Annotated in this window: 27 protein-coding genes; 15 read left to right on the plus strand and 12 right to left on the minus strand. The window is 73.5% G+C overall.

Annotated elements, in window-relative coordinates; all coding sequences use genetic code 11:
• The first annotated feature begins 32 nt into the window (after window positions 1-32).
• Window positions 33-728: a 4a-hydroxytetrahydrobiopterin dehydratase gene (locus Q0858_RS14560; RefSeq protein ID WP_299055800.1), complete on the plus strand. Its 696-nt coding sequence runs from the start codon at window positions 33-35 to the stop codon at window positions 726-728.
• Between the two features lie 7 nt (window positions 729-735).
• On the opposite strand, the gene Q0858_RS14565 is transcribed toward Q0858_RS14560, so the two are convergent.
• The 4 genes from Q0858_RS14565 to Q0858_RS14580 are packed head-to-tail and all read right to left on the minus strand — an operon-like array spanning window position 736 to window position 4,799.
• Window positions 736-2,058 (minus strand): MFS transporter, encoded by a 1,323-nt coding sequence (locus Q0858_RS14565; RefSeq protein WP_299055803.1) that lies wholly within the window; start codon window positions 2,056-2,058, stop codon window positions 736-738.
• A 29-nt stretch (window positions 2,059-2,087) separates the two neighbouring features.
• A complete protein-coding gene (locus tag Q0858_RS14570; protein WP_299055805.1) occupies window positions 2,088-2,627 on the minus strand; it encodes a hypothetical protein in 540 nt (179 codons plus the stop codon).
• The gene (locus tag Q0858_RS14575; RefSeq protein WP_299055807.1) at window positions 2,624-3,892 is read right to left on the minus strand and encodes an aconitase family protein; all 1,269 of its coding nucleotides are present in this window, start codon (window positions 3,890-3,892) and stop codon (window positions 2,624-2,626) included. Before Q0858_RS14575 ends, Q0858_RS14570 begins: the two co-directional genes overlap by 4 nt.
• Before the next feature lie 31 nt (window positions 3,893-3,923).
• Window positions 3,924-4,799, minus strand: coding sequence for an isocitrate lyase/PEP mutase family protein (locus Q0858_RS14580; RefSeq protein ID WP_299055809.1), 876 nt, complete (start codon window positions 4,797-4,799; stop codon window positions 3,924-3,926).
• A gap of 125 nt (window positions 4,800-4,924) precedes the next feature.
• On the opposite strand from Q0858_RS14580, the gene Q0858_RS14585 reads away from it, so the two are divergent.
• Complete coding sequence (locus Q0858_RS14585) at window positions 4,925-5,689, plus strand: IclR family transcriptional regulator (RefSeq protein ID WP_299055811.1); 765 nt, start codon at window positions 4,925-4,927, stop codon at window positions 5,687-5,689.
• Between the two features lie 35 nt (window positions 5,690-5,724).
• Here Q0858_RS14585 and Q0858_RS14590 read toward each other — a convergent pair whose 3' ends face one another.
• Complete coding sequence (locus tag Q0858_RS14590; RefSeq protein ID WP_299055813.1) at window positions 5,725-6,450, minus strand: GAF and ANTAR domain-containing protein; 726 nt, start codon at window positions 6,448-6,450, stop codon at window positions 5,725-5,727.
• 113 nt (window positions 6,451-6,563) lie between these two features.
• A complete protein-coding gene (locus Q0858_RS14595; RefSeq protein ID WP_299055815.1) occupies window positions 6,564-7,073 on the minus strand; it encodes a helix-turn-helix domain-containing protein in 510 nt (169 codons plus the stop codon).
• A gap of 57 nt (window positions 7,074-7,130) precedes the next feature.
• Here Q0858_RS14595 and Q0858_RS14600 point away from each other — a divergent pair, with 57 nt between their 5' ends.
• The 3 genes from Q0858_RS14600 to Q0858_RS14610 all read left to right on the plus strand — a co-directional run bounded on the left by Q0858_RS14600 (window position 7,131) and on the right by Q0858_RS14610 (window position 10,062).
• Window positions 7,131-8,513 carry an MFS transporter gene (locus Q0858_RS14600; RefSeq protein WP_299055817.1) on the plus strand — a complete coding sequence of 461 codons (1,383 nt, stop codon included), beginning with the start codon at window positions 7,131-7,133 and terminating at the stop codon, window positions 8,511-8,513.
• 156 nt (window positions 8,514-8,669) lie between these two features.
• Window positions 8,670-9,404 carry a hypothetical protein gene (locus Q0858_RS14605; RefSeq protein WP_299055819.1) on the plus strand — a complete coding sequence of 245 codons (735 nt, stop codon included), beginning with the start codon at window positions 8,670-8,672 and terminating at the stop codon, window positions 9,402-9,404.
• A 241-nt stretch (window positions 9,405-9,645) separates the two neighbouring features.
• Complete coding sequence (locus tag Q0858_RS14610) at window positions 9,646-10,062, plus strand: hypothetical protein (protein WP_299055821.1); 417 nt, start codon at window positions 9,646-9,648, stop codon at window positions 10,060-10,062.
• A 32-nt stretch (window positions 10,063-10,094) separates the two neighbouring features.
• Here the strand turns inward: Q0858_RS14610 and Q0858_RS14615 are convergent, their stop codons facing one another.
• Together Q0858_RS14615 and Q0858_RS14620 are read right to left on the minus strand one after the other, a co-directional pair.
• Window positions 10,095-10,901 (minus strand): class I SAM-dependent methyltransferase, encoded by an 807-nt coding sequence (locus Q0858_RS14615; protein WP_299055822.1) that lies wholly within the window; start codon window positions 10,899-10,901, stop codon window positions 10,095-10,097.
• Between the two features lie 97 nt (window positions 10,902-10,998).
• Window positions 10,999-13,047, minus strand: coding sequence for a heavy metal translocating P-type ATPase (locus tag Q0858_RS14620; protein WP_299055824.1), 2,049 nt, complete (start codon window positions 13,045-13,047; stop codon window positions 10,999-11,001).
• 138 nt (window positions 13,048-13,185) lie between these two features.
• Here Q0858_RS14620 and Q0858_RS14625 point away from each other — a divergent pair, with 138 nt between their 5' ends.
• Window positions 13,186-14,091, plus strand: coding sequence for an arginase family protein (locus Q0858_RS14625; protein ID WP_299055826.1), 906 nt, complete (start codon window positions 13,186-13,188; stop codon window positions 14,089-14,091).
• Here Q0858_RS14625 and Q0858_RS14630 read toward each other — a convergent pair.
• Window positions 14,044-14,553 carry a MarR family winged helix-turn-helix transcriptional regulator gene (locus tag Q0858_RS14630; protein WP_299055827.1) on the minus strand — a complete coding sequence of 170 codons (510 nt, stop codon included), beginning with the start codon at window positions 14,551-14,553 and terminating at the stop codon, window positions 14,044-14,046. The two genes, Q0858_RS14625 and Q0858_RS14630, sit on opposite strands and share 48 nt — an antisense overlap.
• Window positions 14,554-14,627: 74 nt before the next feature.
• Here Q0858_RS14630 and Q0858_RS14635 point away from each other — a divergent pair, with 74 nt between their 5' ends.
• The 7 genes from Q0858_RS14635 (at window position 14,628) to Q0858_RS14665 (ending at window position 19,290) form a co-directional block, all read left to right on the plus strand.
• Complete coding sequence (locus Q0858_RS14635) at window positions 14,628-15,527, plus strand: NAD(P)H-binding protein (RefSeq protein ID WP_299055828.1); 900 nt, start codon at window positions 14,628-14,630, stop codon at window positions 15,525-15,527.
• A complete protein-coding gene (locus Q0858_RS14640; RefSeq protein WP_299055829.1) occupies window positions 15,506-16,240 on the plus strand; it encodes a hypothetical protein in 735 nt (244 codons plus the stop codon). The genes Q0858_RS14635 and Q0858_RS14640 overlap by 22 nt, the downstream gene beginning before the upstream one ends.
• 121 nt (window positions 16,241-16,361) lie before the next feature.
• Window positions 16,362-16,904, plus strand: coding sequence for a sigma-70 family RNA polymerase sigma factor (locus tag Q0858_RS14645; RefSeq protein ID WP_299055832.1), 543 nt, complete (start codon window positions 16,362-16,364; stop codon window positions 16,902-16,904).
• Window positions 16,901-17,692 carry an anti-sigma factor gene (locus Q0858_RS14650; RefSeq protein WP_299055835.1) on the plus strand — a complete coding sequence of 264 codons (792 nt, stop codon included), beginning with the start codon at window positions 16,901-16,903 and terminating at the stop codon, window positions 17,690-17,692. Before Q0858_RS14645 ends, Q0858_RS14650 begins: the two co-directional genes overlap by 4 nt.
• The gene (locus tag Q0858_RS14655; protein WP_299055837.1) at window positions 17,689-17,820 is read left to right on the plus strand and encodes a hypothetical protein; all 132 of its coding nucleotides are present in this window, start codon (window positions 17,689-17,691) and stop codon (window positions 17,818-17,820) included. Before Q0858_RS14650 ends, Q0858_RS14655 begins: the two co-directional genes overlap by 4 nt.
• A gap of 78 nt (window positions 17,821-17,898) precedes the next feature.
• Window positions 17,899-18,528 (plus strand): isochorismatase family protein, encoded by a 630-nt coding sequence (locus Q0858_RS14660; RefSeq protein WP_299055839.1) that lies wholly within the window; start codon window positions 17,899-17,901, stop codon window positions 18,526-18,528.
• Between the two features lie 210 nt (window positions 18,529-18,738).
• On the plus strand, window positions 18,739-19,290 hold the full coding sequence (locus tag Q0858_RS14665; RefSeq protein WP_299055841.1) for a hypothetical protein: 552 nt from the start codon (window positions 18,739-18,741) through the stop codon (window positions 19,288-19,290).
• A gap of 62 nt (window positions 19,291-19,352) precedes the next feature.
• Here the strand turns inward: Q0858_RS14665 and Q0858_RS14670 are convergent, their stop codons facing one another.
• A complete protein-coding gene (locus tag Q0858_RS14670; RefSeq protein WP_299055843.1) occupies window positions 19,353-22,352 on the minus strand; it encodes an amidase in 3,000 nt (999 codons plus the stop codon).
• A 155-nt stretch (window positions 22,353-22,507) separates the two neighbouring features.
• Between Q0858_RS14670 and Q0858_RS14675 the strand changes: the two genes are divergently transcribed.
• Together Q0858_RS14675 and Q0858_RS14680 are read left to right on the plus strand one after the other, a co-directional pair.
• Window positions 22,508-22,855, plus strand: a complete 348-nt coding sequence (locus Q0858_RS14675; protein ID WP_299055845.1) for a hypothetical protein — start codon at window positions 22,508-22,510, stop codon at window positions 22,853-22,855.
• 57 nt (window positions 22,856-22,912) lie between these two features.
• A complete protein-coding gene (locus tag Q0858_RS14680) occupies window positions 22,913-23,728 on the plus strand; it encodes a hypothetical protein (protein ID WP_299055848.1) in 816 nt (271 codons plus the stop codon).
• 24 nt (window positions 23,729-23,752) lie between these two features.
• On the opposite strand, the gene Q0858_RS14685 is transcribed toward Q0858_RS14680, so the two are convergent.
• Window positions 23,753-24,652, minus strand: a complete 900-nt coding sequence (locus tag Q0858_RS14685; RefSeq protein ID WP_299055851.1) for a bestrophin family protein — start codon at window positions 24,650-24,652, stop codon at window positions 23,753-23,755.
• 58 nt (window positions 24,653-24,710) lie between these two features.
• On the minus strand, window positions 24,711-25,625 hold the full coding sequence (locus Q0858_RS14690; protein WP_299055854.1) for an AEC family transporter: 915 nt from the start codon (window positions 25,623-25,625) through the stop codon (window positions 24,711-24,713).
• Window positions 25,626-25,680: the final 55 nt, after the last annotated feature.

Genomic DNA, 25,680 nt, shown 5'->3' on the forward strand with positions numbered 1-25,680 from the left:
CTAGGAGCACCACGGGTGGAAAAGTGACGAGCGTGAGCGACCAGACCGACCCGCAGCGCCGACTGGCCGCGCACGAGGTCGCCGCGGAGGGTCTCGACGACTGGCGGTTGCTCTTCGACCGGCTCCACGCCAGCTACGACACCGGTGACCTGGGCGCCGCGGTCGCGCTCGTCGCCGAGGTCGCGCGGGCCGCCGGCGCGAGGGAGCACCACCCCGACCTCGACGTCAGGTCCGGACGGCTCGACGTCCGCCTCACCACCCATGACGTCGGCGGGGTGACGTCCCACGACGTGGCGCTGGCTCGCAGGATCAGCGAGCTCGCCCGCGACGCCGGGGCGACGCCCCGCCCGGAGCGCACCGTCGTCCTGGAGCTCGCCCTCGACACCCCGGACGTCGACGGGGTGGCGTCGTTCTGGGCCACCCTGCTCGGCTACGACACCGCCGAGGTCGAGGTGACGGGCGGGGCGACGGAGCTCGAGCTCCGCGACCCTGCCGCGCGCCGGCCGTCGATCTGGTTCCAGGAGTCCGAGGACGGCGAGGTCCCGAGCCAGCGCTGGCACCTCGACGTCTGGCTCCCCGACGAGGTGGCCGACGACCGGGTCGCCGCCGCACTCGAGGCCGGCGGGACGCTCGTCGATGACACCGCGCCCGGGTGCCGGGTGCTCGCCGACCACCAGGGCAACCGCGCGTGCGTCGTCACCTGGCAGGGTCGGCAGCCACCCGGCTGACCCCGGCTCAGACCGGCAGCGGCTTGCGGCTGGTCTCCCGCAGGGTCAGCACGGTGACGATGCCGATGACCACGACGCCCATCACCCAGAAGGCCGGCGCCATCGAGTTGCCGGTGCTCTGGACGAGCTGCGCCGCGATGTACGGCGCGCTGCCACCGGCGATGATCGTGCCGATGTTGAAGCCGAGCGCGACGCCGGTGTAGCGGACGTTGCGGGGGAACAGCTCGGTGAACTGGGGGAACGCCGGCACCTGCGCCAGGCCGTTGAACATCATGTAGGCCACCCACACGATGCCCACGACGAGGATCGAGTCCGTCGAGCCCATGATCGCGAAGACGGGGTAGGCGAGCACGAGGAACCCGACGTACGCCGTGAGCAGCACCGGCTTGCGGCCGAACCGGTCGGTCAGCAGGCCCGCGAGCGGGAAGCTGGCGCAGGCGATCGCGATGGCGATGGCGGCGGTCCAGTAGATGGCCTGGGGATCGAAGCCCTCGCCGGTCAGGTAGATGGAGAAGTAGGTCAGGCCGATGTAGCCGGAGCCGTTCATGGCGATCGCGATGCCGATGACGCGCAGCACCGACATTGGGTGCTCGCGGATCACCTGCAGCAGCGGGCTGCGGACGACCTCGGCCTTCTCGGCCATGGCCTCGAACTCCGGGGTGTCCTCGAGCTTCACCCGCGCCCACAGGCACAGGATCGCCAGCGGGATCGAGAGCAGGAACGGGATGCGCCAGCCCCAGGCCGACATCTGCTCGGGGGTGGTGAGGGCCGACACGGTGCCGACGACCGCGGCGGCGACGGAGAAGCCGAGGGTCGAGCCGATCGGGGTCATCGAGCCGAAGATCCCGCGGCGGCCGGCGGGCGAGGACTCCGCGACGTACGTCGCCGCGCCGCCGATCTCGCCGCCCGCGCTGAAGCCCTGCGCGAGCCGGATCAGCACCAGCAGCACCGGGGCGAGGACGCCCACGGTGGCGTGGGTGGGCAGCATGCCGAGCAGCGCGCAGCACACGCCCATCGCGACGACGGTGACGACGAGGGCGTGGCGGCGGCCGCGGCGGTCGCCGAGGCGGCCGAAGAACCAGCCGCCGATGGGCCGCATGACGTACGCCGACCCGAACACCGCCAGCGTCAGCAGGACGCCGACCGCGGGCTCGTCGGAGGGGAAGAACAGCGGCGCGAGCGTGACCGCGAGGAAGGCGTAGACGCTGAAGTCGTAGTACTCGATCAGCGTGCCGACGCCGCCGGCGAGGGCGGCGCGCTTGGCGGTGGTCGGGCTCGGCTCCGCTGCCGATTCGGCAGAAACGGTGGAGCCGGGTCGGGTGTCGGTCATCGTGGTTCCTCGGACGTCGGGAGGGCTGGTCAGGACGTGGGGGCCGGGGTGCGGCCGTGCTCGGCGAGCAGGAGGTTCAGGGAGCCGCCCGCCGCGATCACGTGGGCGACGCGGTCGCTGGGCGGGGTGCCGACGAGGTGGGCGCCGGAGTCCGGGAGCCGGACGTCGGCGGCACGCCAGTCGAGCACGACACGATCCCCGGTCGCCGCGGTGCGGCTGATGCCGGGCACGGTCAGCAGGGGGACGCCGTTGTAGGTCTCGCCGCGCCAGAAGCCCGGCGAGAACGACTCAGCGAGCACCGCGGCGATCCCGAGGTCGCGCAGCGCCACCATCGGCGGGTAGTGCGGGTGGCCGTACCCGAAGTTCCGGCCACCGACGACGACGTCGCCGGGGCGGACGCGGTCGACGAACGTGGGGTCGTACGCCTGCATGCAGACCCCGCGGAGGAAGTCGGCGTCGTACGACTTGATGTTCTCGACCCCGATGACGAGGTCGATGTCGAAGTCGTCGCCGAAGACCCAGGCGACGCGTCCGGTGATGACGTCGGGCGGCGGCGGGTAGGTCCTCATGCGCGGCCCACCTCCTCGGCGGTGGTGATCGACCCGGCCAGCGCGGACGCGGCGACGGTCGAGGCGGAGCCCATGTAGATGTTGGCGGCGGTGCTGCCCATGCGCCCGGAGATGTTGAGGACGCCGGTGGAGATGCAGTTCTCGTCGGGCTGCAGCGGCTTCTGGTAGCCGAAGCAGAAGTCGCAGCTCGACCGCGCGATGGTGGCGCCGGCGCCGCGGAGGACGTCGAGCAGCCCCTCGGCCTCGGCCTGGTCGTGGACGGCCTGAGAGGTGGGGACGACGTTCAGGTCGACGCCGTCCGCGACCGTGCGGCCGTCCAGCACGAGCGCGGCGGCGCGGATGTCCTCGATCCGTCCGCTGGCGCAGGAGCCGATGAACGCCTTGGTCACCGGCGTCCCGGCGAGCTCGACGGCGTGGCGGGTGTTCGCCGACCGGGCGGAGCCGGGCTCGACCACCCGGGGACGCAGGGTCGCGAGGTCGATGGTGTGCCGGGCGGCGTACGACGCGTCGGGGTCGGGCAGCACGGGATCCCCGGCCTCGACGCCGAGGGAGGCCAGGTGGGTGGCGACCTTGTCGTCGGCCTCGAACACCGCGGAGACGGCGCCGGTGAACATCGCCATCCCGCACAGCGACTGGCGGTGCCCGATGGCCATCGTCTGCGCACCGGGGCCACCGAACTCCATCACCTGGTGGGCGCAGCCGTCGGCGCCGAGCAGGGCGATGATCTCGTGGACGAGGTCGCGGGCGTCGACGCCGGCCGGGAACTCGCCGACGAGGTCGAACCGCGTGGTGGCGGGGACGTCGAGGTGCAGCTGGCCGGTGACCCATCCCTCGAGGAGGTCGCGGCGCACGCCCCAGCCGAGCGCCCCGAACGCGCCGGCGCCGGAGATGTGGCCGTCGAAGTGGACGAGGAACGCTCCGGGGACCACGTACCCCTTCTCGACCATGACCTGGTGGCCGATGCCGTCGGCCTCGTGGAGCGCGATCCCGTAGTGGTCGCACCAGTCGCGGGTGACCTGGTGGACCTCCTGCTCCCGGCCGTCGCCGCGGGTGAGCATGTGGTCGATGAAGACGACGTACCGCTCGGGCTCCGCGAGCTCGGTGATCCCGAAGTCGTCGTGCATCTGGCGGAACATGACGTCGGTGTAGCCGGGGAAGTCGTAGGCCATCATCCGGTCCGGGCGGACCGGCAGGTTCTCCCCCGCGGTGACCTGCTCGCGGCCGGCGGTGCGGGCGAGGATCTTCTCGACGATGGTGCTGGGCATGTCGGCTCCTCTCCTCTCTGGTGTCCGGGTCTCAGACCGACGCGGGCAGGTAGGTGTCGCGCAGGCGGTCGACCTCGTCGGTGCCGATGACGTCGACGAACGTCGCGTGCGGCATGGCGTCGGCCCCGACCGTGGCGGGGTCCTCGCCCTTCGCAAGGCGGGTGAGGGTCTGCTGGGCGGCCTGCGCGACGCTCATGAGGAGCTGGGTGGGCAGCAGCGCGAGGCGGACGCCGACCTCGCGGCAGACCTCCGGGGTCAGAGCCTTCTCCGTCCAGGCCGACGCGGTGAGCGTGGCCATCAGCGGGACGCCGAGGGTCTCGTGGCAGCGGCGCCACTCCTCGACGGTCGTGAAGGTCTTCGTCACGGGCATGACCAGGTCGGCGCCGGCGGCGACGTACGCCTCCATGCGGCGCAGAGCGTCGTCGCCGCGGGCGTCGGTGCGGGCGATGACGAGCATCTGCCGGCTCGGGTCCTCGGCGGACTCGCGGGCGGCGTCGACGACGGCGCGGACCTTGCCGGCGGCCTCGTGGGTCTCGAGGAGGGGGACGTCGGCGCCGGTGGTGAGCGGGCAGCGCTTCGGGGAGAGCTGGTCCTCCATGAACACGGCCTGGACGCCGGCGTCGGCGAAGCGGCGGGCGGTGCGGGAGGCGTTGACCGCGTTGCCGTAGCCGGTGTCGATGTCGGCGACGACCGGGAGTCGGCTGGCCTCGCGGACCCGTCGTACGGCGTCGAGGTTCTCGGTCATCGTGTAGAGCTCGGCGTCCGGGTAGCCCAGGGACGCCGACACCGCGAAGCCCGACGCGCACAGCGCGCGGAACCCGGCCTGCTCGGCGAGGCGGGCGGTCAGCCCGTCCCAGACGCCAGGGGCGTGGACGAGGTCCTCGTCGATCATCTGCCGCAGGTGCACCTGAGTCTCCGTTTCGTCTTGCGGAACGCGTTTCGCGGAATGCGTTCCGGAAGTGAACCGTGACGGCGGTCACCCTGTCAACAGCGATGGCTACGATCACGGCGACCGCCACCGGAGGGGAACGCATGACCGAGCGCGAGACCGTGGGCTCGGTGCTGCGCGCCTGCGGCCTCCTGGGCCACTTCAGCGCCGCGCGGCCGGTGGTGACGCTGGCCGAGCTGGCCGTCGAGTCGGGGCTCAACAAGCCGACGGTCCACCGGCTGATGTCGACCTTCGTCGAGGCCGGCTGGGTCGACCGGGACGCCCAGGGCGCCTACTCGATCCGGATGCCGCTGTTCGTCATCGCCTCCGCCGCGCTCGCGGACGGCGACCTGCGGGCCCTGGCCCGCTCCGACCTCGAGGCGCTCGCGGCCCGGTTCGGCGACACGGCGTTCCTGATGCTCCCCGCGGACGCCGGCGCGGTCGTGGTCGACCGCGTGCAGGGCGGCCGGTCGCTGCAGGTCACCGGCATCGGCGTCGGCACGGTGCTGCCGTTCCACGCCGCCGCCGGACCCGTCGTGATGGCGGCGTACGACGACGCGATCGGCCGCCGCCTGCTCGCGGCGCCGGCGACGGCGTACACCGACGCGACCGTCGTCGAGGCCGACGCCCTGGAGGCGCGGCTGCAGGAGGTGCGCCGCGACGGCGGGGCACTCAGCCACGGCGACTACCTGGACGGCGTCTCCGCCGTCGCGGCCCCGGTGCTGGGACGCGCCGGCGAGCTGGTCGCCACCCTCAGCCTGGGCGGGCCGAGCTCGGACTTCACCGACGCGGCCGGGGCGGAGCGCTTCAGCGCTGTCGTCGAGGCCGCCGACCGGCTGACGCAGTCCCTGGCCATCGTCAGCGCCTGACCCGACCTCGACCGGCCCTCGGGCCCGACCGGTCCTCAGGCCGACGGGCCCCCGTCGTGGCTCTGGAGGACCATCCGGGCGACGTCCTCGACGTCGACCCCGGCGCGGTGGGCGGCCCGGCGCAGGGACTCGGCGGCGTCCTCGAGCTCGACGTCCATCCGTGCGGCGAGCACCTCCGCGGCCCGGGCGACCACCCGCTCGGCCTCCAGCCTCGCCGGGGCCTGCTGCGAGGTGGCGAGGGTGGAGAAGGAGAGATCGGCGTTGCGGACGGCGTCCGCGGCGTGGCCGCCGACGATCACCGCGACCGCGTCGTGGTGGCCGTCGAAGGCGTCGGGGGTGGCGGCGTACAGGTTGACGGTCCCCACCACCGTGCGGGCGTCGTTCAGCAGGGGGACGGTCAGCGTGCTCGCCACCCCACGAGCTGCCGCCGCCCTGCTGAACAGCAGCCACCGGTCCTCGTTGAGCGGGCTGTCCATCCGGGTGCCGAAGGGCTGCCCGCCGGTGTCGACCTCGACGCACGGGCCGCCGTCGAGGTACTGCACCGCGTCCAGCGCGGCCGTCGCGACGTCGCTGGCGACGAGGGTGAACGAGACGCCGAGGTCGAACCACGCCACGCTCATGCCCACGCACTCGGGCACCACCGACTCGACCAGGTCGGCGACGTCCCCGAGGTAGCCGAGGAGGTCCAGGTCGGGGTCCGCCGCGCCCAGGTCGCCGGCGGCTCGCACCGACTCGTCGATCGGCTGCATCCTCGAGAACATCAGGTCTCCTGCTCAGCCCGCGGAGGTCGGCCGACACTGCTCGGGGCGGGCTGCGAGGCAATGGCCACCCCTGGTGCCCCGTCCCGGGCCACGCACTCGTGGGAGCCGGGTCCTCAGATCGGGTCGAGCAGCCGCCGGCGCTCCTGCAGCGCCGCCGAGACCCGGCTCGGCCCCTGGGGGCCGCTCGATCCCGGGCCGGGCCTGGTCTCGACGTCGTACGGCGCGGGGCTGGTGCCGCAGGCCGGGCACCGCCCCGTCCGGTCGAGGTCGGTGCCGCACGCCGCGTGCGAGAACAGCCGGCGCGGGCCGTCGGGCGAGGCGTGGTCGTCGCCCCAGGCGAGCAGCGCGACCACGACCGGCCACAGCGCCAATCCCGCCGCGGTCAGCTCGTAGGCCTCCCGCTCGCCGCTGGGCACCCGCGCCAGCACGCCGTCGTCCACCAGATGCGTGAGGCGCTCGGACAGCACGGCCCGCGAGACGCCGAGGTGCTCGCGCAGGTCGGTGAAGCGGCGTACGCCGAAGAAGCAGTCGCGCACGATCAGCAGCGTCCAGCGCCCGCCGACGACCTCGAGGGTGCGGGCGACCGAGCACTGCTGCGCGGCGTAGTCGACTCCGAGGGCCATGTCCGCACGATAGCGAATGGTCCGGTGACCAGACCGGAACCTGCTACGGTCCAGCCCGTGACCACCGAGGCCGGACGCCGGACGACGCGGGCCACGCTCGCCGTCGTCGCCCTGGGGACGACGACCTCGCTGGCGGCGTTCACCGCTCCCCTGGCGACCATCACCTCGACGGCCGCCGGTCTCGGCGCCGGGCCCGCGGGCCGCACGTGGATCCTCAGCTCGATGGCGATCGGCCTCGGCGCGTTCCTGCTGTCGGCCGGCACGCTCGCCGACGACCGCGGCCGCCGCCGGGTGTTCGTCGCGGGCCTCGGGCTTCTCACGGCCTCGTCGGTGGTGTGCGTGGTCGCGCCGGAGGAGGTCTCCTTCGTGCTGGGCCGGGTCGGGCAGGGCGCCGGCGCGGCCGCCGTGATCGCCGCCGGGCTGGCGCTGATCTCCGCGGCCTTCCCTCCCGGTCCGCTGCGGGCGCGGGCCAGCGGCGTGTGGGGCGCCAGCGTCGGCGCGGGTATCGCGATCGGTCCGCTCGTGTCGGCCGGGCTCGACCGGGCGATCGGCTTCCGGGCCGTCCACGGCGTCCTCGCCGTCGCGGCGTTGGGTCTCGCCGTGCTCGCCCTGCGCCGCGTCGAGGAGTCACGGACGCCCGAGCCGCGCGGTCTCGACCTCGCCGGCACCGTGCTGTTCACCGGGGCCGTCGGCTGCTTTCTGGCCGCGCTCGTGGAGGGCAGGCTCGGGTGGGACCGCACCCCCACCCTCGTCCTCGCCGTGCTCGCCGTCGTCCTCGGCGTGGCCTTCGTGGTCGTCGAGCGGCGCGGCCGCGCGCCGATGCTGGACCTCGGGCTGCTCACCCGCCCCGCCTTCCTCGCCGCCACGGTGGCGGCGACCGTCACCGGCGCCGGGATCATCGCGCTGCTCTCGACGATGTCGCTGTTCCTGGGCGGGGCGCTCGGCATCTCCGCGTTCGGGGCGGCCTGGCTGCTGCTGGCGTGGTCGGGCACGTCGGTGGTCACGGCCCTGCTCGCGCGCCGGCTGCCCGCGTCGGTCACCGGTCGCCACCAGCTCGCGGCCGGGCTGCTCGTCGTGGCCGTGGGCCAGCTGCTGCTCTCCGGCGTCGACGTCGACGCGACCTGGGTCCGGTTCCTGCCCGGTCTGCTCGTCGCCGGGGTCGCGACCGGGGTGGTCAACTCCGCGCTGGGCCGCGAGGCCGTCGCCAGCGTCCCCCCGGGCCGGGCCGGCATGGGCAGCGGCGCCAACAACACCGCCCGGTACGTCGGGTCCGCGGTCGGTGTGGGCGTGGTCGCCGCGATCCTCGGCGCCCCTCGGCCGGGCTCCCCGGCGGAGGCCCTGGTGCAGGGGTGGAACCTCGCCGCCGTCGTCACGGCGGTCGTCACGGCGGCGGGCGCCGTGGTCGTCGCGCTGTGCCGGGAGCGGACGCCCCGCGCCTGAGCTCCCGCATCGGGTGTGAATTTCGGGTCAATCCTCGGGGGGCATTTCCCTGTGTCCTGCGTCTCCTTTACGGAAAAGCCGTGGTGAGGCAATCCGTGCGCGGCGGTGGTGGCGAATACCGGACATCACACCGATGCAATACCAAGGAGCTCCACCATGTCCCTCAAGACTTCCCTGACCGCCCGTCGCGGCCTCGCGACCGTGGCCCTCGTGGCCCTCGCCACCGGCACCCTGGGTGCCTGCAGCACCGACTCCGGCACCGACGCCCAGTCCGCCGGCTCGTCCTCCTCCGACGCCTCGCCGGTCTCGCAGTCCGAGCAGGGCCCGCCGCAGCCCGTCGCGTCCATCGACTCGCTCACCGGCGACGACACCGAGGTCGCGCTCGACGAGGGCTTCACCACCGCCCTCGGCGACCTGGGCCTGACGCCGGGCACCGTCGGCGACGGCAAGCTCACCAACGCTGGGGCGCTCCGCTTCCCGGTCACCGGCGGCAACGTCACGGTCTTCGAGCCGGGCGAGGTCTCGCCGTACGTCATCGGCCAGGTGCAGCACGAGGGCTCCGGCTTCTCGCTCACCGCGGGCCAGGGCGACGACCAGACCGTCGTCGAGATCGAGAACCTGAACGTCGACCCGGGCGTCTCCCGCGTGTACGGCGACGTCACGGTGAACGGCGAGCTCGCCGCCGCGAGCGCCTACATCTTCTCGCTGAACGGCAACACCCTGCAGCCCCTGCAGACCGAGGGTGACACCGCGGTCCTGGAGGGCTCGGAGGTCTACGTGTCCCCGGTCGCCGCCGGCCTGCTCAACGACACCTTCGGCACCGACGCGGTGACCGAGGACCTGCTCGTCGGCATCGCCACGGTCACCGTCAACACCACCCCGGGCGACTGACCGACTCCCCCTCCGCACAGGGCGCGGGACTCGCATGACACGGCGGGCTCGGGTGACTCCAGGTCACCCGGGCCCGCCGTGGCGCGCCCGGCCACGGTTCTCCACGCTTCTCGGAATTCATTTCTTCCGGCGACCTCACTCGTCCGGGGCAATCTCGGACGACAACACCAGGAAAAAGGCCGCCCGTCGGAGCCGGCCGTATTTCCCGGGTGCTCGCCGCGTCAATTCCCGACGCCCGGCCGTGGCGGTCGAGGACGGCGTGGTCCGGCGTACCGATCCAGGAGCCGGGCACGCCCTGGCCGGCGCCTACGCCGTCGACGCGATCGCCACCCACGACGCGGGTGACGCCTCGGCGCGCGGGGCGTTCGAGCGCCACCTCGCGAGGTGCCCGGACTGCCGAGACGAGGTCGCCGGCCTCCGCGAGGCCGCGGGCCTGCTCGCCGCCACCTGCACGACCGCCCCTCCTCCCGCCCTGCGGAGCGAGGTGCTGGCGCAGATCCGTCACGTCCGGCCCCTGCCTCCTCTGGCGGAGCCAGGGTCGGACGGCGGCCGACGGCGACCGCTCCGGGCGGCCGCGGTGGTCGTGCTCGCCGTGGCCCTCGTCGTGACGCTCGTCCTCGGGCTCGTCCTCGGTCTGGACGTCGCCGGGTCCGGCTGACCCTCCGGCGCCGGCCCCTGGGCGGGGCCGGCTCACTCGACGCGGGTCGCTGTCGCGAGCAGGTGGGGGCTCAGCCCCAGGAGCTCGGGCACCCTCTCGATCGTGCGGGCGCTGTCGAGGAGCATCGCCCACGCCGCGGCGTCGTCCGCCCGCTCCGCGACGTCGGCGCTCGACAGGGGCAACCCCTCGACGCCCACCAGGTCGTCGAGACGGAGGCCCGCCTGCGTCACCTCGTCCGCGAGCTCGCCGGGACGGTGGGTGTAGCCGAGGAAGCCGCCCTCGACGACCGGCGGGAGGGCGCCCGTCATCTCGGACTCCGCGATCTGCGGCAGGAACTCCGGGTAGCGCTGGTCGAGCCGTTCCTGCAGCCCGCCGTCCAACCGGGCGGCCCAGCGCGAGATCGCGGCGACGAACACGGGTCCGCCGGGGCGGGTCACCCGCGCGGCCTCGCGCAGGCACCGCAGCCGGTCGGCGCGGTCCTCCAGGTGGTACATCGGCCCCAGGAGCAGGACGGCGTCGACGGAGGCGTCGGCCAGGTCGACGTCCCGGGCGTCACCGACGGCGGACCTGATCGACACCTCGCCCAGCGCGTTCACCTGCTCGACGTGGAGGTCCATCACGTCGCGGTGCTCGACCTCGTGGCCGAGGCCCGCGAGCCAGGCGGCGTACCGGCCCGGTCCGCCGCCGATGTCCGCCACCACGGCGGGCGGGTCCGGCAGCCGCCGCAGGACGACCTCCTGGGTCCGCTCGAGCTCCAGCCTGCCCTTCGGCGTGGCGAGCCGGTCCCGCTCTCGGCCACGGTCGTAGTAGGCGCGCAGGGCGGCGTCCGGATGTCCCATGCCCGGACCCTGCAGGATCCGCCGCGGTTCCACCACCGCCTTTCCCGCGGCCTGCCGTCGCCGCTCAACCCCCGCCCGGCCCCGCTCAGCCCCCCGCTCAGCCCTGCGGCCGGAGGTCGAGCCGGCGCAGCAGCTGGGCGTTGAGGGCGACCACGACGGTTGAGACCGACATCAGCACCGCGCCGACCGACATCGGCAGCACGAACCCGATCGGGGCGAGCACGCCCGCCGCCAGGGGGACCGCGGCGAGGTTGTAGCCGGCGCCCCAGGCGAGGTTCTGCACGCTCTTGCGGTACGTCGCCCGCGACAGGTCGATCACCGAGAGCACCGAGCGCGGGTCGTCGGAGGCGAGGATGATCCCGGCCGAGGCGATGGCGACGTCGGTGCCGGCGCCGATGGCGACGCCGACGTCGGCCCGCGCGAGGGCGGGCGCGTCGTTCACGCCGTCGCCGACCATGGCGACCAGGCGACCCTCGGCCTGCAGCGCGGCGACCGTGCCCGCCTTGTCCTCGGGGCGGACGCCGGCGTACACGCGGTCGATGCCGAGCTCGGCCGCGACCGAGGTGGCCACCGCCTCGGCGTCGCCGGTGACCATGACGACCTCGACGCCCCGGCGGTGCAGCTGCTCGACGGCGACGCGGGACTCGGTCCGGACCTCGTCGGCCAGCCGGAGCGCGCCCGCGACCTCGCCGTCCACCACGACGTGCAGGATGATCGCGCCGTCACGGCGCCACTGCTCGGCGACGCCCAGCTCCGCGGCCCCGGCCTCCTCGAGGAGGGCGGGCCCGCCCACCTGGACCCGGCGACCGCCGACCCGGGCGCTGACGCCCACGGCCGGGCGGGAGTCGAACTCGGTCGCGCGGGGGACGTCGAGGTCCCGGTCGGCGGCGGCGCGGACGATCGCGCGCGCCAGCGGGTGCTCGGAGTCGGTCTCCGCGGCGGCGGCGAGGGCGAGCACGTCGTCGGCGGACCGGGCCGTCCCCGGCTCCACGGCGGTCACCGCCGGCCGGCCCTGCGTGAGGGTGCCGGTCTTGTCGAACAGCACGGTGTCGACGCGCCGCATCTGCTCCATCGCGAGGCGGTCCTTGACGAGGACGCCGGCGCGGGCGGCACGCTCCGTCGAGATCGAGATGACGAGCGGGATCGCCAGGCCGAGGGCGTGGGGGCAGGCGATGACGAGGACGGTGATGGTGCGGACGACGGCGTCCTCGGGCAGGCCCACGACCGACCACACGGCGGCGGTGAGGACGGCGGCGCCCAGGGCGTACCAGAACAGCCAGCCCGCGGCGCGGTCGGCGAGGCGCTGGGTGCGGGACGCCGAGGACTGCGCCGCGGCGACGAGCGCCCGGATGCCGGCGAGCGCGGTGTCGTCCCCGACGGCGGTGACCTCGAGCCGGAGGCCGGAGTCGGTGGCGACCGTGCCGGCGACGACCTGGTCGCCCCGGGTGCGCCGTACGGTGCGGGACTCGCCGGTGATCATCGACTCGTCCATCGCGACGGAGCCCTCCACCACCGTGCCGTCGGCCGGGACCCGCGCGCCGGGGCGGACGACGAGGACGTCCCCGACCTCCAGGGTGGCCGGGTCGACGACCGTGACCTCCCCGTCGGCGCCGACCTTCTCGGCGGTGTCGGGCAGCAGCGCCGCGAGGGAGTCGAGGGCCGAGGTGGTCTGCGCCAGCGAGCGCATCTCGACCCAGTGGCCGAGCAGCATGATCGAGACCAGGAGCGCGAGCTCCCACCAGAAGTCCAGGTGGTGCGGCAGCACACCGAGGGTCGAGCCCCACGAGGCGACGAACGCGACGGTGAGCGCCAGGGCGACGAGCAGCATCATGCCCGGTGCGCGGTCCCGCGCCTCCTGCCAGCCGCCGGCCAGGAACGGGCGCCCCGCCCAGAGGTAGAGCACTGTGCCGAGGACCGGGGAGACCCACGCCAGGCCGGGGACGTCGGGCAGGTCGTAGCCGACCAGGCCCGCGAACATCGACGAGGCCGCCACCGTCGGGACCGCCAGCACGAGCGAGGACCAGAACAGGTGGCGGAACATCGCCACGTGGGCCCCGTGGCCGGCGTGTCCCTGGTGGTCCTCGTGCGCCTCGTCGGACCGGACGTCGGTCCCGGACGGGTCCTCGGTGGTGCTGCCGTGCTGCATCGTCTGCTCCTGCCTGTCGGTACCCCCCAGGGGTATATGTCCGACCGTACTAGGTACCCCCCAGGGGTATCAAGGCGAGTTCGACATGGCGGAGCGGGCCGTGGCACGAGACACGGCGCGGTGCGAGGGTGGGGCCTCGTGATCGCCCTGCTGTCGGCCCCGACCAACCTGGGGCTGCGGCCCCCGCAGCCGGGCAGCGTCCCGGGGTGCGCCAAGGCGCCCGAGGCGCTGCGCGGCGCCGGCCTTCACGCCCGGCTGGCCGCGAGCGGAGCCCGGGACGCCGGCGTCGTCATGCCCGGCCGCTACCTCAGCGAGGTGCCGGCGGGCCGGTCGCGCAACGAGGAGGCGATCGTCGACCACGGACGACGCCTCAGCGCCGCGGTGTCGTCGCTGTGGGCCGAGGACCGGACGCCGCTCGTGCTGGGCGGCGACTGCAGCGTCCTGCTGGGCGTCGGCCACGCCCTCGCGTGCCGCGGCCGCTCCGGCCTCGTGCACGTCGACGGCCACACGGACTTCCGCCACCCGGGCAACTCCTCGACCTGCGAGAACCTCGCCGGGGAGGACCTCGCGACGGTCGTCGGCAGGCACCGCCCGGCGGTCGCGGACGTCGACGGCCTCGCGCCGTACGTCGACGCCCGGCACGTCACCCACCTCGGCTGCCGGGACGACGACGAGCACCTGGCCGAGGTCCGCGACACGCTCGGGTGCGTCGTCCCCGCCTCGACCGTGCTGGCCGACGGGCCCGGGGCGGCCGCCGGCGTCCTGCGCGGTGCGCCCCACGAGACGGCGCCCGCCGGCTTCTGGCTGCACCTCGACGTTGACGTCCTCGACCCCACCGTCCTGCCCGCCGTCGACAGTCCCGACCCCGGTGGCCTGCGGCCCGACGACCTCGTGGCCGTCCTGGGCGAGCTGGCGCCGCTGGCGGTCGGTGCGAGCGTCTGCATCTACGACCCGGACCTCGACCCCACGGGTGGGTACGCCGCGCTGCTGACGGACCTACTGGCGTCCGGCCTCGCGCGCCTCGGCGCCGACCGGGACGGCTGAGGAGCCGAGCGAGCGCCGGTGCTCGCCCATCGCCGTGACGGCGGAGCGCAGGAAGCGGTCGACGACCTCGAGCTCGGCCGGGCCGAGGCCGTCCATCGCGGCGCGGGTGCGGTCGCGGAGGGGGTCGAAGAACGCGTCGGCCAGCGCGCGACCGGCCGGCGAGTAGCGCACGAGCACCCGGCGGCGGTCCGCGTCGTCGCGCTCGCGGACGAGGTGGCCGGCGCGCACCAGCCGGTCGACCACCGCCGTCGTCGAGCCGGTGCTGCGTCCCAGCTCGGCGGCGAGCACCCCGGCGGTCAGCGGCGTGCCGCGCGCCTCCGCGACCTGCACGTGGGTGAGGGCCTCGACGTCGGTGCGGTGCAGGCCGTGCGCCGCCGCGAAGTCGTCGACGACCTTCGAGCCCTCGGTGACGAGCAGCTGGACCAGCCGCTGCAGCTCGTCGCGCGGATCGTTCTCCGTCATCGCACCCTCGGTTTCTCTCGACTATCGAGATACTCTGTTGCCGAGCATTCTACGACCACCAGAGGAGAGAACGCATGCGTCTCGTCGTCTTCGGCGCGAACGGCCCGACCGGCCGCCTGGTCGTGAAGCAGGCCGCGGCCGCCGGTCACCGGGTCGTCGCCGTCACCCGCCGGCCGGCGGACTACCCGGTCACCGGCCCGCTCGTCGAGGTGGCCCGCGCCGACGTCACCGACGCGGACGCCGTCGCCGCCGTCGTCCGGCCCGACGTGGACGCCGTGATCTCGACGTACGGCGTGCCGTACAGCCGGCAGCCCATCAGCGTCTACTCCGAGGGCATGGCGCACGTCGTCGCGGCCATGACCGCGGCCGGCGTCGGCCGGCTCGTGTGCGTCACGTCGACGACGGTGGCCGCCGAGGAGGCGCCGGGGATGTCGCTGGCCTGGCGGAAGGTGATCGAGCCGCTGCTGCGCCGCGTGCTCGGCCGCACCCTGTACGACGACATGGAGCGGATGGAGGACGTCGTCCGCCGCAGCGACCTGGCATGGACGATCGTGCGGCCCGCGGGCCTGTACGACGCCGACGAGCCGAGCGGCGACCACACGGTCTCGACCGGACGCCTCTCCGGGCACCACACCTCCCGCGCCGACTCGCCGAGGTGCTGCTCGCGGAGGCGACGGGCCCGGGCCACCCGCGCTCGACGATCGAGGTCGTCAGCGCCGCCGGTCCCCCGCACCCGCTCCGCACGGTCCTCGCCGAGGTCCGCGGACGTCGCTAGCCCGCGACATCCCGGCGGTGATGCGTCCCGCGGCCGCTCGTGCAGGCGCGCAGCCAGAAATATTCCCGGTCGACGATTTCTGGCGATCCTCGGAAAATGCCCGACAGAGCAATCCACCGACGCTCCCGGCGCCGAATTGCAGACATCAATTCGACGCCCATCTCAAGGAGCTCCACCATGTCCCTCAAGACGTCCCTGACCGCCCGTCGCGGCCTCGCCACCGTCGCCCTCGTCGCGCTCGCCACCGGCACCCTCGGCGCGTGCAGCAGCGAGTCCGAGACCGACTCGCAGTCGGCCAGCTCGTCCTCCTCGGAGACCTCCGAGTCCGCCCAGGCCGACCAGGGTCCCCCGCAGCCCGTCGCGTCCATCGACTCGCTCACCGGCAACAACACCGAGGTCGCGCTCGACGAGGGCTTCACCACCGCCCTCGGCGACCTGGGCCTCACGCCCGGCACCGTCGGCGACGGCGAGCTCACCAACGCCGGCGCCCTCCGCTTCCCGATCACCGGCGGCAACGTCACGGTCTTCGAGCCGGGCGAGGTCTCGCCGTACGTCATCGGCCAGGTGCAGCACGAGGGCTCCGGCTTCTCCCTCACCGCAGGTCAGGGCGACGACCAGACCGTCGTGGACATCGAGAACCTCAACGTCGACCCGGGCGTCTCCCGCGTGTACGGCGACGTGTCGGTCAACGGTGAGCTCGCGGCCGCGTCCGCCTACATCTTCACCCTCAACGGCAACACCCTGATGCCGCTGCAGACGCAGGGCGACACCGCCACGCTCGAGGGCTCCGAGGTCTACGTGTCGCCGGTCGCCGCCGACCTCCTCAACGACACCTTCGGCACCGACGCGGTGACCGAGGACCTGCTCGTCGGCATCGCCAAGGTCACCGTCAACACGACGCCGGGCGACTGACACCCCCGCCGGGAGCACCCGGCAGACGCATGGAGGGCGGGCTCAGGTGACACCAGGTCACGTGGGCCCGCCCTCGGCGACACCTTCGGTCGCGACATGGGGCGCGCCCGAGGACGGCGACGTGGTCGTCGCCGAGCTGCTGGTGCGCACCGGCCAGGGAAGTCACAGCGCTTTTGCGGAGCTCCATCGCACGTGCGCGGCGAGAATTCACGGTCTCGCCCAGCGAATAGTGCGAAATCACTCACAGGCGCAGGAAATCACCCAGGACGTCTTTCTGGAGTTCTGGCAGAAAGCAGGGACTTTCGACCCTGCACGCGGATCGGCCATCAACTGGATGCTGACGGTCGCGCGTCGCAGGGCGATCGACCGCGCGCGGGCGACGTACGCCAGCGTCCGCCGCGACACGGTCTTCCACCACCGTCACTACTCCACGGCGCACGACAGCACGTCGGAGGCGGTCCTCGCCTCGCTGGAGGCCCACCGGGTGCACGTGGCGCTCTCCGGCCTCAGTGCCGTGCAGCGGGAGGCCCTCGAGCTGGCCTACCTCGAGGACCTCACCCACGTCGAGGTCGCCCGGCTCCTCGACCTGCCGCTCGGCACCGTCAAGGGCCGGATCCGGGACGGCCTGATCCGACTGCGAGCCGCCGAAGGGGTCGGACGGTGACCGACGAGCACACCGACGACGCCCTCGGCGGCGGGTCGTGGCCGGACCACGCGCTGGTCGGCGCCTACGCGCTCGACGCCGTCGACCCGCAGGACCGCGCGGCCGCCTTGTTCGAGCGCCACCTGGCGAGGTGTCCCGACTGTCAGGACGAGGTCGCCAGCCTCCGCGAGGCCGCGAGCACGCTCTCCGCGATCTGCAGCGCCACCCCGCGCGCCGAGCTGCGTCTGGCCCTGATCGAGCAGATCGGCCGGGTCCGGCCGCTGCCACCGACCGATCAGCGGTCCACGCCGGCCCGGCTTCCCGGACCCGGGCACCGTGACAGGCCGACCGCCCGGCACCGGCGTGGACGACGCCGGGCGGGCGTCGTCCTCGCCCTGGCCGCGGCTGTCCTCGTCGTCGCCGGTCTCGGTGCGACCCGACCCTGGGACGACGCCGTGCTCAGCCCGTCGCAGCAGGTTCTCCGAGCAGCGGACGCCCGCTCGGCCTCCGTCGACCTGGGCAGGGGCGCCCGCGCGACCCTCGTCCACTCCGACGACGTCAACAGGTCGGTCATCGAGACCGAGAACATGCCCGTGCCTCCGACCGGCTCGGTGTACCAGCTCTGGTACGAGCGCGACGGCACGCTCGTCTCCGCCGGCCTCATGCCGCGCGGCCCGGACCACACCGTCCGCCTCCAGGGCGACGCCCGTGGAGCCGACGGCGCCGTCGTCACCGTCGAGCCCGAGGGCGGCTCCGAGCGGCCGACGTCCGAGCCCGTCGCCGAGTTCGACTTCGGTCTCATCGGGTGAGGGCGGGCTCCGCGGCCGGCGAGTACGACCCCGCCCAGGGCTCCCCCGGCCAGGCCCACCCGGTCGGCGAGGACTTCCCCGACGAGGCCGTGACGTTCGACGACCCGGAGCACCGCCCCCGGTCCTGACCGGGACCGCACGGAAGCAGGCGGAAGCAAGGGCCGGCGGGCGGCGTTGGGGCTTGCACCCCAGCAGAAGGAGGCCCCGTGGCCACCAAGCGAGCGCTCGTCGTCGTCGACGTGCAGAACGAGTACGTCGAGGGACCGCTCCAGGTCCAGCACCCGCCGGTCGACGAGGCCGTCGCCCACGTCGCACGGGCGATCGACGCCGCTGTCGAGGCGGGGATCCCGGTCGCCGTCCTCCAGCACGAGCTGCCCGAGGGCGCGCCCGTCTTCGCGGTCGGCTCGCACGGGTGGGGGTTGCACCCGGAGGTCGAGAAGCGGCTGCGCCCCGAGTTCAAACGGGCAACCAAGCAGCACGGCAGCGCCTTCACCGCCCACGGCCTGCCCGAGTGGCTGGCCGAGCAGCAGGTCGACACCCTCACGATCGTCGGCTTCATGACGAACAACTGCGACCTCGCCACCGCGGCGGACGCCGAGGCGCGTGGTCTGGGCGCGGAGGTCCTGTCCGACGCCACCGGCGCCATCCACCTCGCGAACGACGCCGGTAGCGTCTCGGCCGCGGACCTGCACCGAACGCTGATGACGCTGCTGCACTCCAACTTTGCCGCCGTCGCCACCACCGACGCCTGGATCGAGGCCGTCCGCGCCGGCACCGAGCTCCCGAAGAGCGACCTCGGCACCTCCGCCACGAAGGGCCGCGCCGAGTTCGGCTGACCACGAGGTGGTCGAGGTGCGAACCGCCCCACCGGTGGTTGAGGTGCGAACGGCCACACCGGTGGTTGAGGTGCGAACGAAGTGAGCCTCGAAACCCGGTGAGAGGGGTTTCGAGGCTCGGCGCTGGCGCGCCTCACACCTCAACCACCGACGGCGGTGGTTGAGGTGCGAACGAAGTGAGCCTCGAAACCCGGTGACACTCTTGGCGCCATGCGCCCCGACGACGTACGCGAGCTCGCGCGCTCGGCGCCGTACCGTTGGATCGAGCTGGACCTCGTCCACCGCTCCTCGGGCGGTGAGCACCTCGAGGTGAGCCTCCGGCACGGCGTCCTGACGGGCCGGGACGTCGCGCACGGGCGGGACCTTCGCGACACGCAGTGGCCGCCGTCCTCGTTCTTCCGGCTGGTCGAGCCGTACCCGACCAACTACCGGTGGTGCGCGATGCTCGACCCGTACGAGCTGTCCCGCGACGTCGACCTCTCCGAGATCGCCGAGGGCGAGCTGTTCGGGCGGCCGGTGGTCAGCTTCGTCGCGCACGCCGAGGACGGGTACGACCCGATCTGCACGTGCTGCCCGCTGGTCTACTCCGAGGCCAGCGAGCGCCACGAGCAGCCTGACGGCTGGACGCCCGCCCCGGGCCAGTTCCCGGACGGCGTCGAGCTCGCCCTCGACCGCGAGGTCGGCATCGTGGTGAGCAGCCGCGACCGCGGCGGTCGGCTCGGCGGGTGGTTCACGACCGAGATCACCCGGGTGGACCGGTAGACGGATATGCCGAGGGGCCGGCCCGACCTCGGTCGGACCGGCCCCTTGCTACAGCGAACGGCTCAGCGGCGGACCCGCAGCCGCACGGTGTCGCTGGACGACGCGGTGAGCGTTGCGTTGGGCAGCACCCGCGCCCGCAGGGCGTAGGTGCCGGCCCCCAGCTCGGGCAGCTGCACCCGCACCTGCCCACCGGCGGGGACGGTCCGGGTCAGCAGCACCCGGTTGCCCCGCAGGACCGTGACCTGTCCGGCGCTCGGTGCGTCGAGCCCGAGCACGATCGGCGCCCGGGTGCCGGCCTTGACGGTGGACTTCGGCAGGCGCGCCGTCACCGTCGGCCGGGCCCGGCTGACCTTGACCTGCGCCGTCGCCCCGCTGGGTGCGACGCTCGACGAGCCGGCGTACGACGCAGTGACGACGTGGGTGCCGACGGAGATGTCGTCCGGCAGGACGACGTCCACGGACCCGCCGGCGAGGGTCCCCTCGACGGTCTTCCCGTCGACCTCGACGCTCACCGCGCCGGTGGCCTCAGGGTCGGCGGCGACGCTGACGGTGGCGGGGACGCCGGTGCCGTAGCGGGTGGCGGTCGTCCCGAGCGTGAGCGAGGTGACCGACTCCGCCGGCCCGGACCAGGGCAGCGCGGGGGCGTACTCGCTGAGGGGCGCGGCCTGCGCCTGCTGCTCGAGCGCGTAGCCCATGCCGACCACGTCGGCGTCGGTCCACGCGCGGCCCAGGATCTGGATCGCGTTGGACTGCCCGTCGTCGTTCGCGCCGATCGGCACCACGACGGTCGGCATGCCGGCCGCGGAGGTCAGCACCCCGGTGCCGCGGTCCGAGCTGAGGACGGCGGACGACGCGTCGTTGTTGCCCATGCTGGTGAGGAAGCCGGGGTAGATGACGGCGTCCACACCGTTGTCGTCCATCCAGGACGCCACGTTCTCCTTGTAGGTGTCGCGCCGGGCCAGGAACGTCTCGGTGTTGGCGTCGTCGAGGCCGGTCGCGCTCGACGGCTGCGAGACGTTGTACGGCAGGTTCTGCGGCGAGCCGAGGATGCCGTTGCGGTCCGCGAACGGGAACGTCGGGTGCTCGGCGATGTAGCGCTCCCAGCCCTCGACGCTCGCGCTGCCCTGGCTCGTGTTCGGCGGGTTCGTCGCCGAGCCGGTCATCTCGACGACGGTGGCTCCCGCCGCGGTGAGCGCCTCCCGGGCCTGGGCCAGCGCGACGGGTCCGGCGGTGTCGTCGGCGACCGACGTCGAGGCGAACGACGCCGGCAGGAAGCCGATCGTCTTCCCCTCCAGCGCGTCGGCGTCCAGGGACGGGCTGAACGCCTCCGGCCGCAGGTCGTTGTCGACGCGGGAGGTGAGCAGGTCGTCGGGGTTGTTGCCCGTCGTCCGGGTGGCCGTGGCGTCGAGCAGGTGCGCCAGGTCGGTCACCGACCGGGCGATCGGGCCGCCGAAGTCGGAGGCCCACGTCAGCGGCAGGATCCCGCCGGTGCTGGTCAGGCCGTCCGTGCCGCGGAACGTCGTGAGCCCGGCGCCGGTGGTCGGCGCGTAGAGGGAGACGCCCGTCTGGCTGCCCATCGAGCCGGCGGCCATGCTCGCCGCCACCGAGGTGGCCGAGCCGCCGGACGAGCCGAAGGACGTCTTCGACGGGTAGAGGCCGTTCCACGCCTGCTTGAAGCCGCTCTCGCTGAACGAGCCCGAGTTCGCGAACTCCGACAGCGTCGTCTTGCCGATGATCACTGCACCCGCGCGGCGCAGCGCGGCCACCTGGAACGCGTCCGTGGTCGGCCGCCAGTCGGCCAGTGCCCGGGTGCCGTTGGTGGTGGGCATGTCGAGGGTGTCGTAGTTGTCCTTGATCGACAGCGGGACGCCGAGCAGCGGGCTGTCCTCGCCGTCCGCGCGCGCCGCGTCGGCCGCGCGGGCCTGGTCGAGGGCGTTGTCCGCGACGGTGATGAAGGCGTTGAACCCGAACGGCCCGTCGTCGTACGCCGCGATGCGGTCGAGGTACGCCTGCGTCAGCTGGACCGAGGTCACACTGCCGTCGGCGAGGTCGGCGGACAGCTCGTCGATGGTCTTGCCCACCACGTCGTAGGCCACGTCGGTGGTGGCGTCGGCGTCCACCTGGGCCGCGGGCAGCTGCAGCGGCTCCGCGCCGGCGCAGGCGGTGGCGTCGACGCCGGGGACCTCGGTGAGGTCCCAGTTGGCGAGCGTGCACCGCTCGTCGAGCGACAGGTCGGAGAAGTCCGGCGTCGCGGCGAGCGCCTCGGTGGCGTCGACGGTCTGCTGCGTCGCCCCGGTGGCGCCGACCACGACGAAGTGCGCCAGCGACCGGGTCTCGCCGGGCTCGAGGGCGAGGGAGCGGACGAAGCCGGGGTCGTTGCTGTCGCTGCCGGTGGTCGAGTACGCGTCCTCGAACGGGTCGTCCTGCTGGTCGCCGACGCGGTCGACCCGCTCGCCGTTCGGCGAACCGAGCACGATGCCGGTGGCGCGCAGCTGGCCGTCGGGTGCGGCGACGGCCCAGTCGTCGTCGGTGTCGATCTCGGCGTCGCCGTCGCCGGAGTCGCGGACGACGCCCTGGTTGGCGCCGGTGCCGTAGCCGAGGGTGCCGCCGAACGACACCTCGACGTCCTGCGGCTCGGTGGCCACGGAGGTGAAGGTGTCGAAGAACAGCGCGGCGCCCGAGGCGGCGTCGATCTCGAGGCGCCGGGTGACCGCGACGTCGCCGAGGCGGACGGCGTTCGTCGAGGCGTACCCGCCGCCCCCGGTCGGGGTGAGCCCGAAGCCGCGGAGCATCTGGTCGTCCATGCGGGGCGCGTCGGTGTCATCGGGCTCGGCGACGCTCAGGAAGAGGCTGCCGAACGCCTCCATCCGCGACTGGCTGACGTTGCGGACGCTCCCGGTGTCCAGGCCCGGGCGGCGGGCGTCGTTGACGTTCCACGTCGCCCCGTTGTCGGCGGTGACGGTGCTGATCGCCTGCGCCGGCGCGGCGGCGTACAGCCCGCCGGTCACCAGTGCGGCCACAGCCGCGGCGCTCAGGCCGCGGGTCACCCTCGTGCGTGTCATGTGTGCGGTGTCCCTCCCGCCCGGGTCCGTCCCGGGCGGGCTCACTCCAGCAGCGCGTTGGACGCCCTGCGTGTCTGCTGTGAGTCAGCCGTGTAAATCGCGCCGGGCCGACCTGCCGCGGTTTGGGTCGCCGTCGGCAGGGACACACTGCCGGTGTGAGCACCCCGCAGAGGACCGCCGAGACCTCGCCGATCGGAGCGCTCGAGACGGGGAAGGTCCGCGGCTTCACGACTCAGTCCTTCAACCGTGCGGTAGGCACGGTCTTCGACGCCGCGGAACGCGTCGCGGCCACCTCCGGGCACCAGGTGCGTGAGGTCGACCGGGGCGAGCACACGATCACCGTCACCTCACGCGACGACGCTGGTACGCCGGCCTGGTCCCACGAGCTGGGCGTCGCGGACGACGAGACCGGCGGCTCCAGGCTGCTGGTCCTCACCACCGCCGACCAGGCCGACACGACCCGCGCCGAGCGGCGCGCCGGCCGACGTACGGCCCGCCGGTAGGTCGAGCAGATCAGCGCGGCGGTCGAGAAGGTCGAGCCGACCGCCGCCGAGGCCAGGATGCTGGCCGACCTGCCCGGCGCGAAGCGGCCCCTGCTCGCCCGCCTCACCGGGCGGCGTGCCCTGCTGGGCGCCATGGTGCTGACCGTGCTGTACGCAGAACCACTGCTGCTCACCTGGGCGATCGCGCGGGCTGCTGCGGCCGGACTGCTCGGTGACGTCCGGTGGCTACCGATCACCCTGGCCCTCGTGCTGGGGCTCGGTCTGCACATCGCGCTGACCGTCAAGCTCGGCGCCTGGGTGCAGATGGTCCAGTGGGGGGAGGAGTACATGATCACCTTCCCCCCGGTCTCGGGCTTCCTGCTGGGCTGGTGGCGCTTCGTCGTCCAGCTCGCCTCGTTCATCCTGGTCGTCTTCCTCGCCGCCGACGCCGACGAGGTCGCCAAGGAGCGGCAGATGTCCAACCCGGTGAGCGAGGCGCTGCCCGACTACGCGCAGCGCGCCCCCGCGCCGGAGGGGGCCGAACCGGGGCTGGGTGACGACGTCACGCAGAACGAGTACGTCGGCCGGCCCAACGCGACGTACGAGCTCAGCTACGCGGTCCCGGCGACCTTCGACCTCGCGGACGTCGAGTCCTACCTCGGCGACCCGGCCTGGGCCGACGGGGTCGACGGTGGCGAGCCGATCGGCGCGCTGCAGCAGATCGAGTGCGACACCATCCCCGACGTCTGCGAGGCGGAGGTGACCCCGCCCGGCGGCGAGCCGGTGGAGTACACCGTGGAGACCCGGCTCAACGACTCCTACACCGTCACGATGGACAACGGCGAGGACGGCCAGCTGCTCGACGTGGCGATCGAGTACGTCGAGGCGGAGTAGCGCTGGACCCGGCGACCGGCTGCGCTACCAGAGGACCTCCCGCCGCGGGGTGACCTTGTCCGGCGGGCGGTGTCCGATGGTCTCGAGCACGTCGATCTCGATGGTCCGGGTGATCGCGGTCATGGGCACGTCGTGCACGTCGTCGCTGAACGGGTCGGCCAGGTCCTTGCCGACCTGGACGGCGACGAGGTACATCATCCCGACGAGCCCGGACCCGATCGGTGTCAGCCACTGCAGGTCCTGCACGATCGCCAGGGGCAGGACGATCGCGAAGGTCCGCGCGAAGAACGAGGGCAGGAACCGGTACTGCACGGGCAGCGGGGTGTTCTTGATCCGCTCGAGGCCGCCCTGGGCGTCCGCCAACGTCGAGAGCGTGGTCTCCATCTGCACACGAGGGAGCTGTTCGATCATGTCCCGCTTGCGCGCCTCGGTGACCAGGGCCCCGACGTGGTTCAGGACCGCGTTGGGCCGGTTCGCCGCCGCCTGCGCGCGCTCCGCTGCGTCCGCTGTGAGGTAGCGGCCGAACTCGGGAGGGGTGTCCTGGCCTCGGAGGCTGGTGCGCAGGACGTGCACGTAGGCGGCCTGCGCCCGGACGAGCTCGTCGACCAGGCCCGCGCGCGCCCGCGGCGCGTCAGTGTCGATGAGGGTGACGGCCTGGCGGGCCAGGTTGCGGGAGTGGTTGGTGATCGACCCCCACAGGGTGCGCGCCTCCCACCAGCGGGCGTAGGCCGCGTTCACCATGAACCCGAGGAACAGCGCGACGGCCGTGCCGTACAGCGTGTACTGGATGGTGATGGTCTCGAAACCGAGCCACCCGCGCATGTAGGCCACCGTCACGGCCACGTCCCAGGTGAGCATCAGGAGGACCGGCCCGAGGAGGCGACGCCACGCGGGGACCGCGGTCGGCAGGTTCGCAACGATCACACTGTCGATCCTGGCGGGGTGCTGTTAGGGCGCACATCACATCCCGCCGCCGGGCGGCTCATCCCAGCAGCAGCGCCACCATGAGCGACACCGGCAGCGCGGCGACGGTGGTGACGAAGATGGTCTCGCGGGCCATGTCCTCACCGATCCGGTAGCGGGAGGCGTGGACGAAGATGTTCTGCGCCGTCGGCAGCGCCGCGACGATGACGACGCCGAGCAGCAGCGTCCCGTCGAGGCCGAACGCGAGCGCCACCAGCCACGCCACCAGCGGCATCACGACGAGCTTGAGCACCGACGCGACGGCGACCTCGGCGTTGTGCCCGGACCCGCCGACCGGGGGCGCCAGCCGCATGGCGACGCCGTACGCGAGCAGCATCGCCGGCACCGCCAGCCCCGCGAGCAGCGACAGCGGCTCCTCGACCAGCGCGGGCAGCCGCCACCCGGTGAGCGCGAGCACCAGCCCGATCGCCGCCCCGACGGTGAGTGGGTTGGTGACGATGCGGCGTACGGCGGCCCGTACGCCGGTCCCGGCCGCGCGGCGCCGGTCGAGGTAGGCCAGCGCGAGCGGCTGGACGAGCAGCATCTGCACCAGCAGCGTCGGGACGACGACCGCGACGTCGCCGACGACGAACGCCGCGACCGGGATGCCGAGGTTGCCGGCGTTGACGTAGCCCGCGGTCAGCGCCCCGATCAGCGCCTCTCCCCCGTCGCGGCGCAGGAGCAGCCGCGCGACGAGCAGGTAGATCACCATCGCCACGGCCAGCGACGCGACCGCGGCGACGACGTTGGCCGCGAGGTCGGCGTCCATCTCGACGTCAGAGATGACCAGCAGCATCAGCGCGGGGCTGGCAGCGAAGAACGAGACGTCGTTCAGGGTCCGGCGCCCGGCGTCGTCGACCAGCCTGAGGTGTCCGAGCAGGACGCCGACCAGCACGACGCCGACGACCGCGGCGAAGCCCGTCAACAGGTCCACTGGACACCTCCCCGGCACTTATGCGATAACTACGTCACTCATCATACAAGTAGGA

It is taken from the genome of uncultured Nocardioides sp. (assembly GCF_947489365.1).
Classification (GTDB): domain Bacteria; phylum Actinomycetota; class Actinomycetes; order Propionibacteriales; family Nocardioidaceae; genus Nocardioides.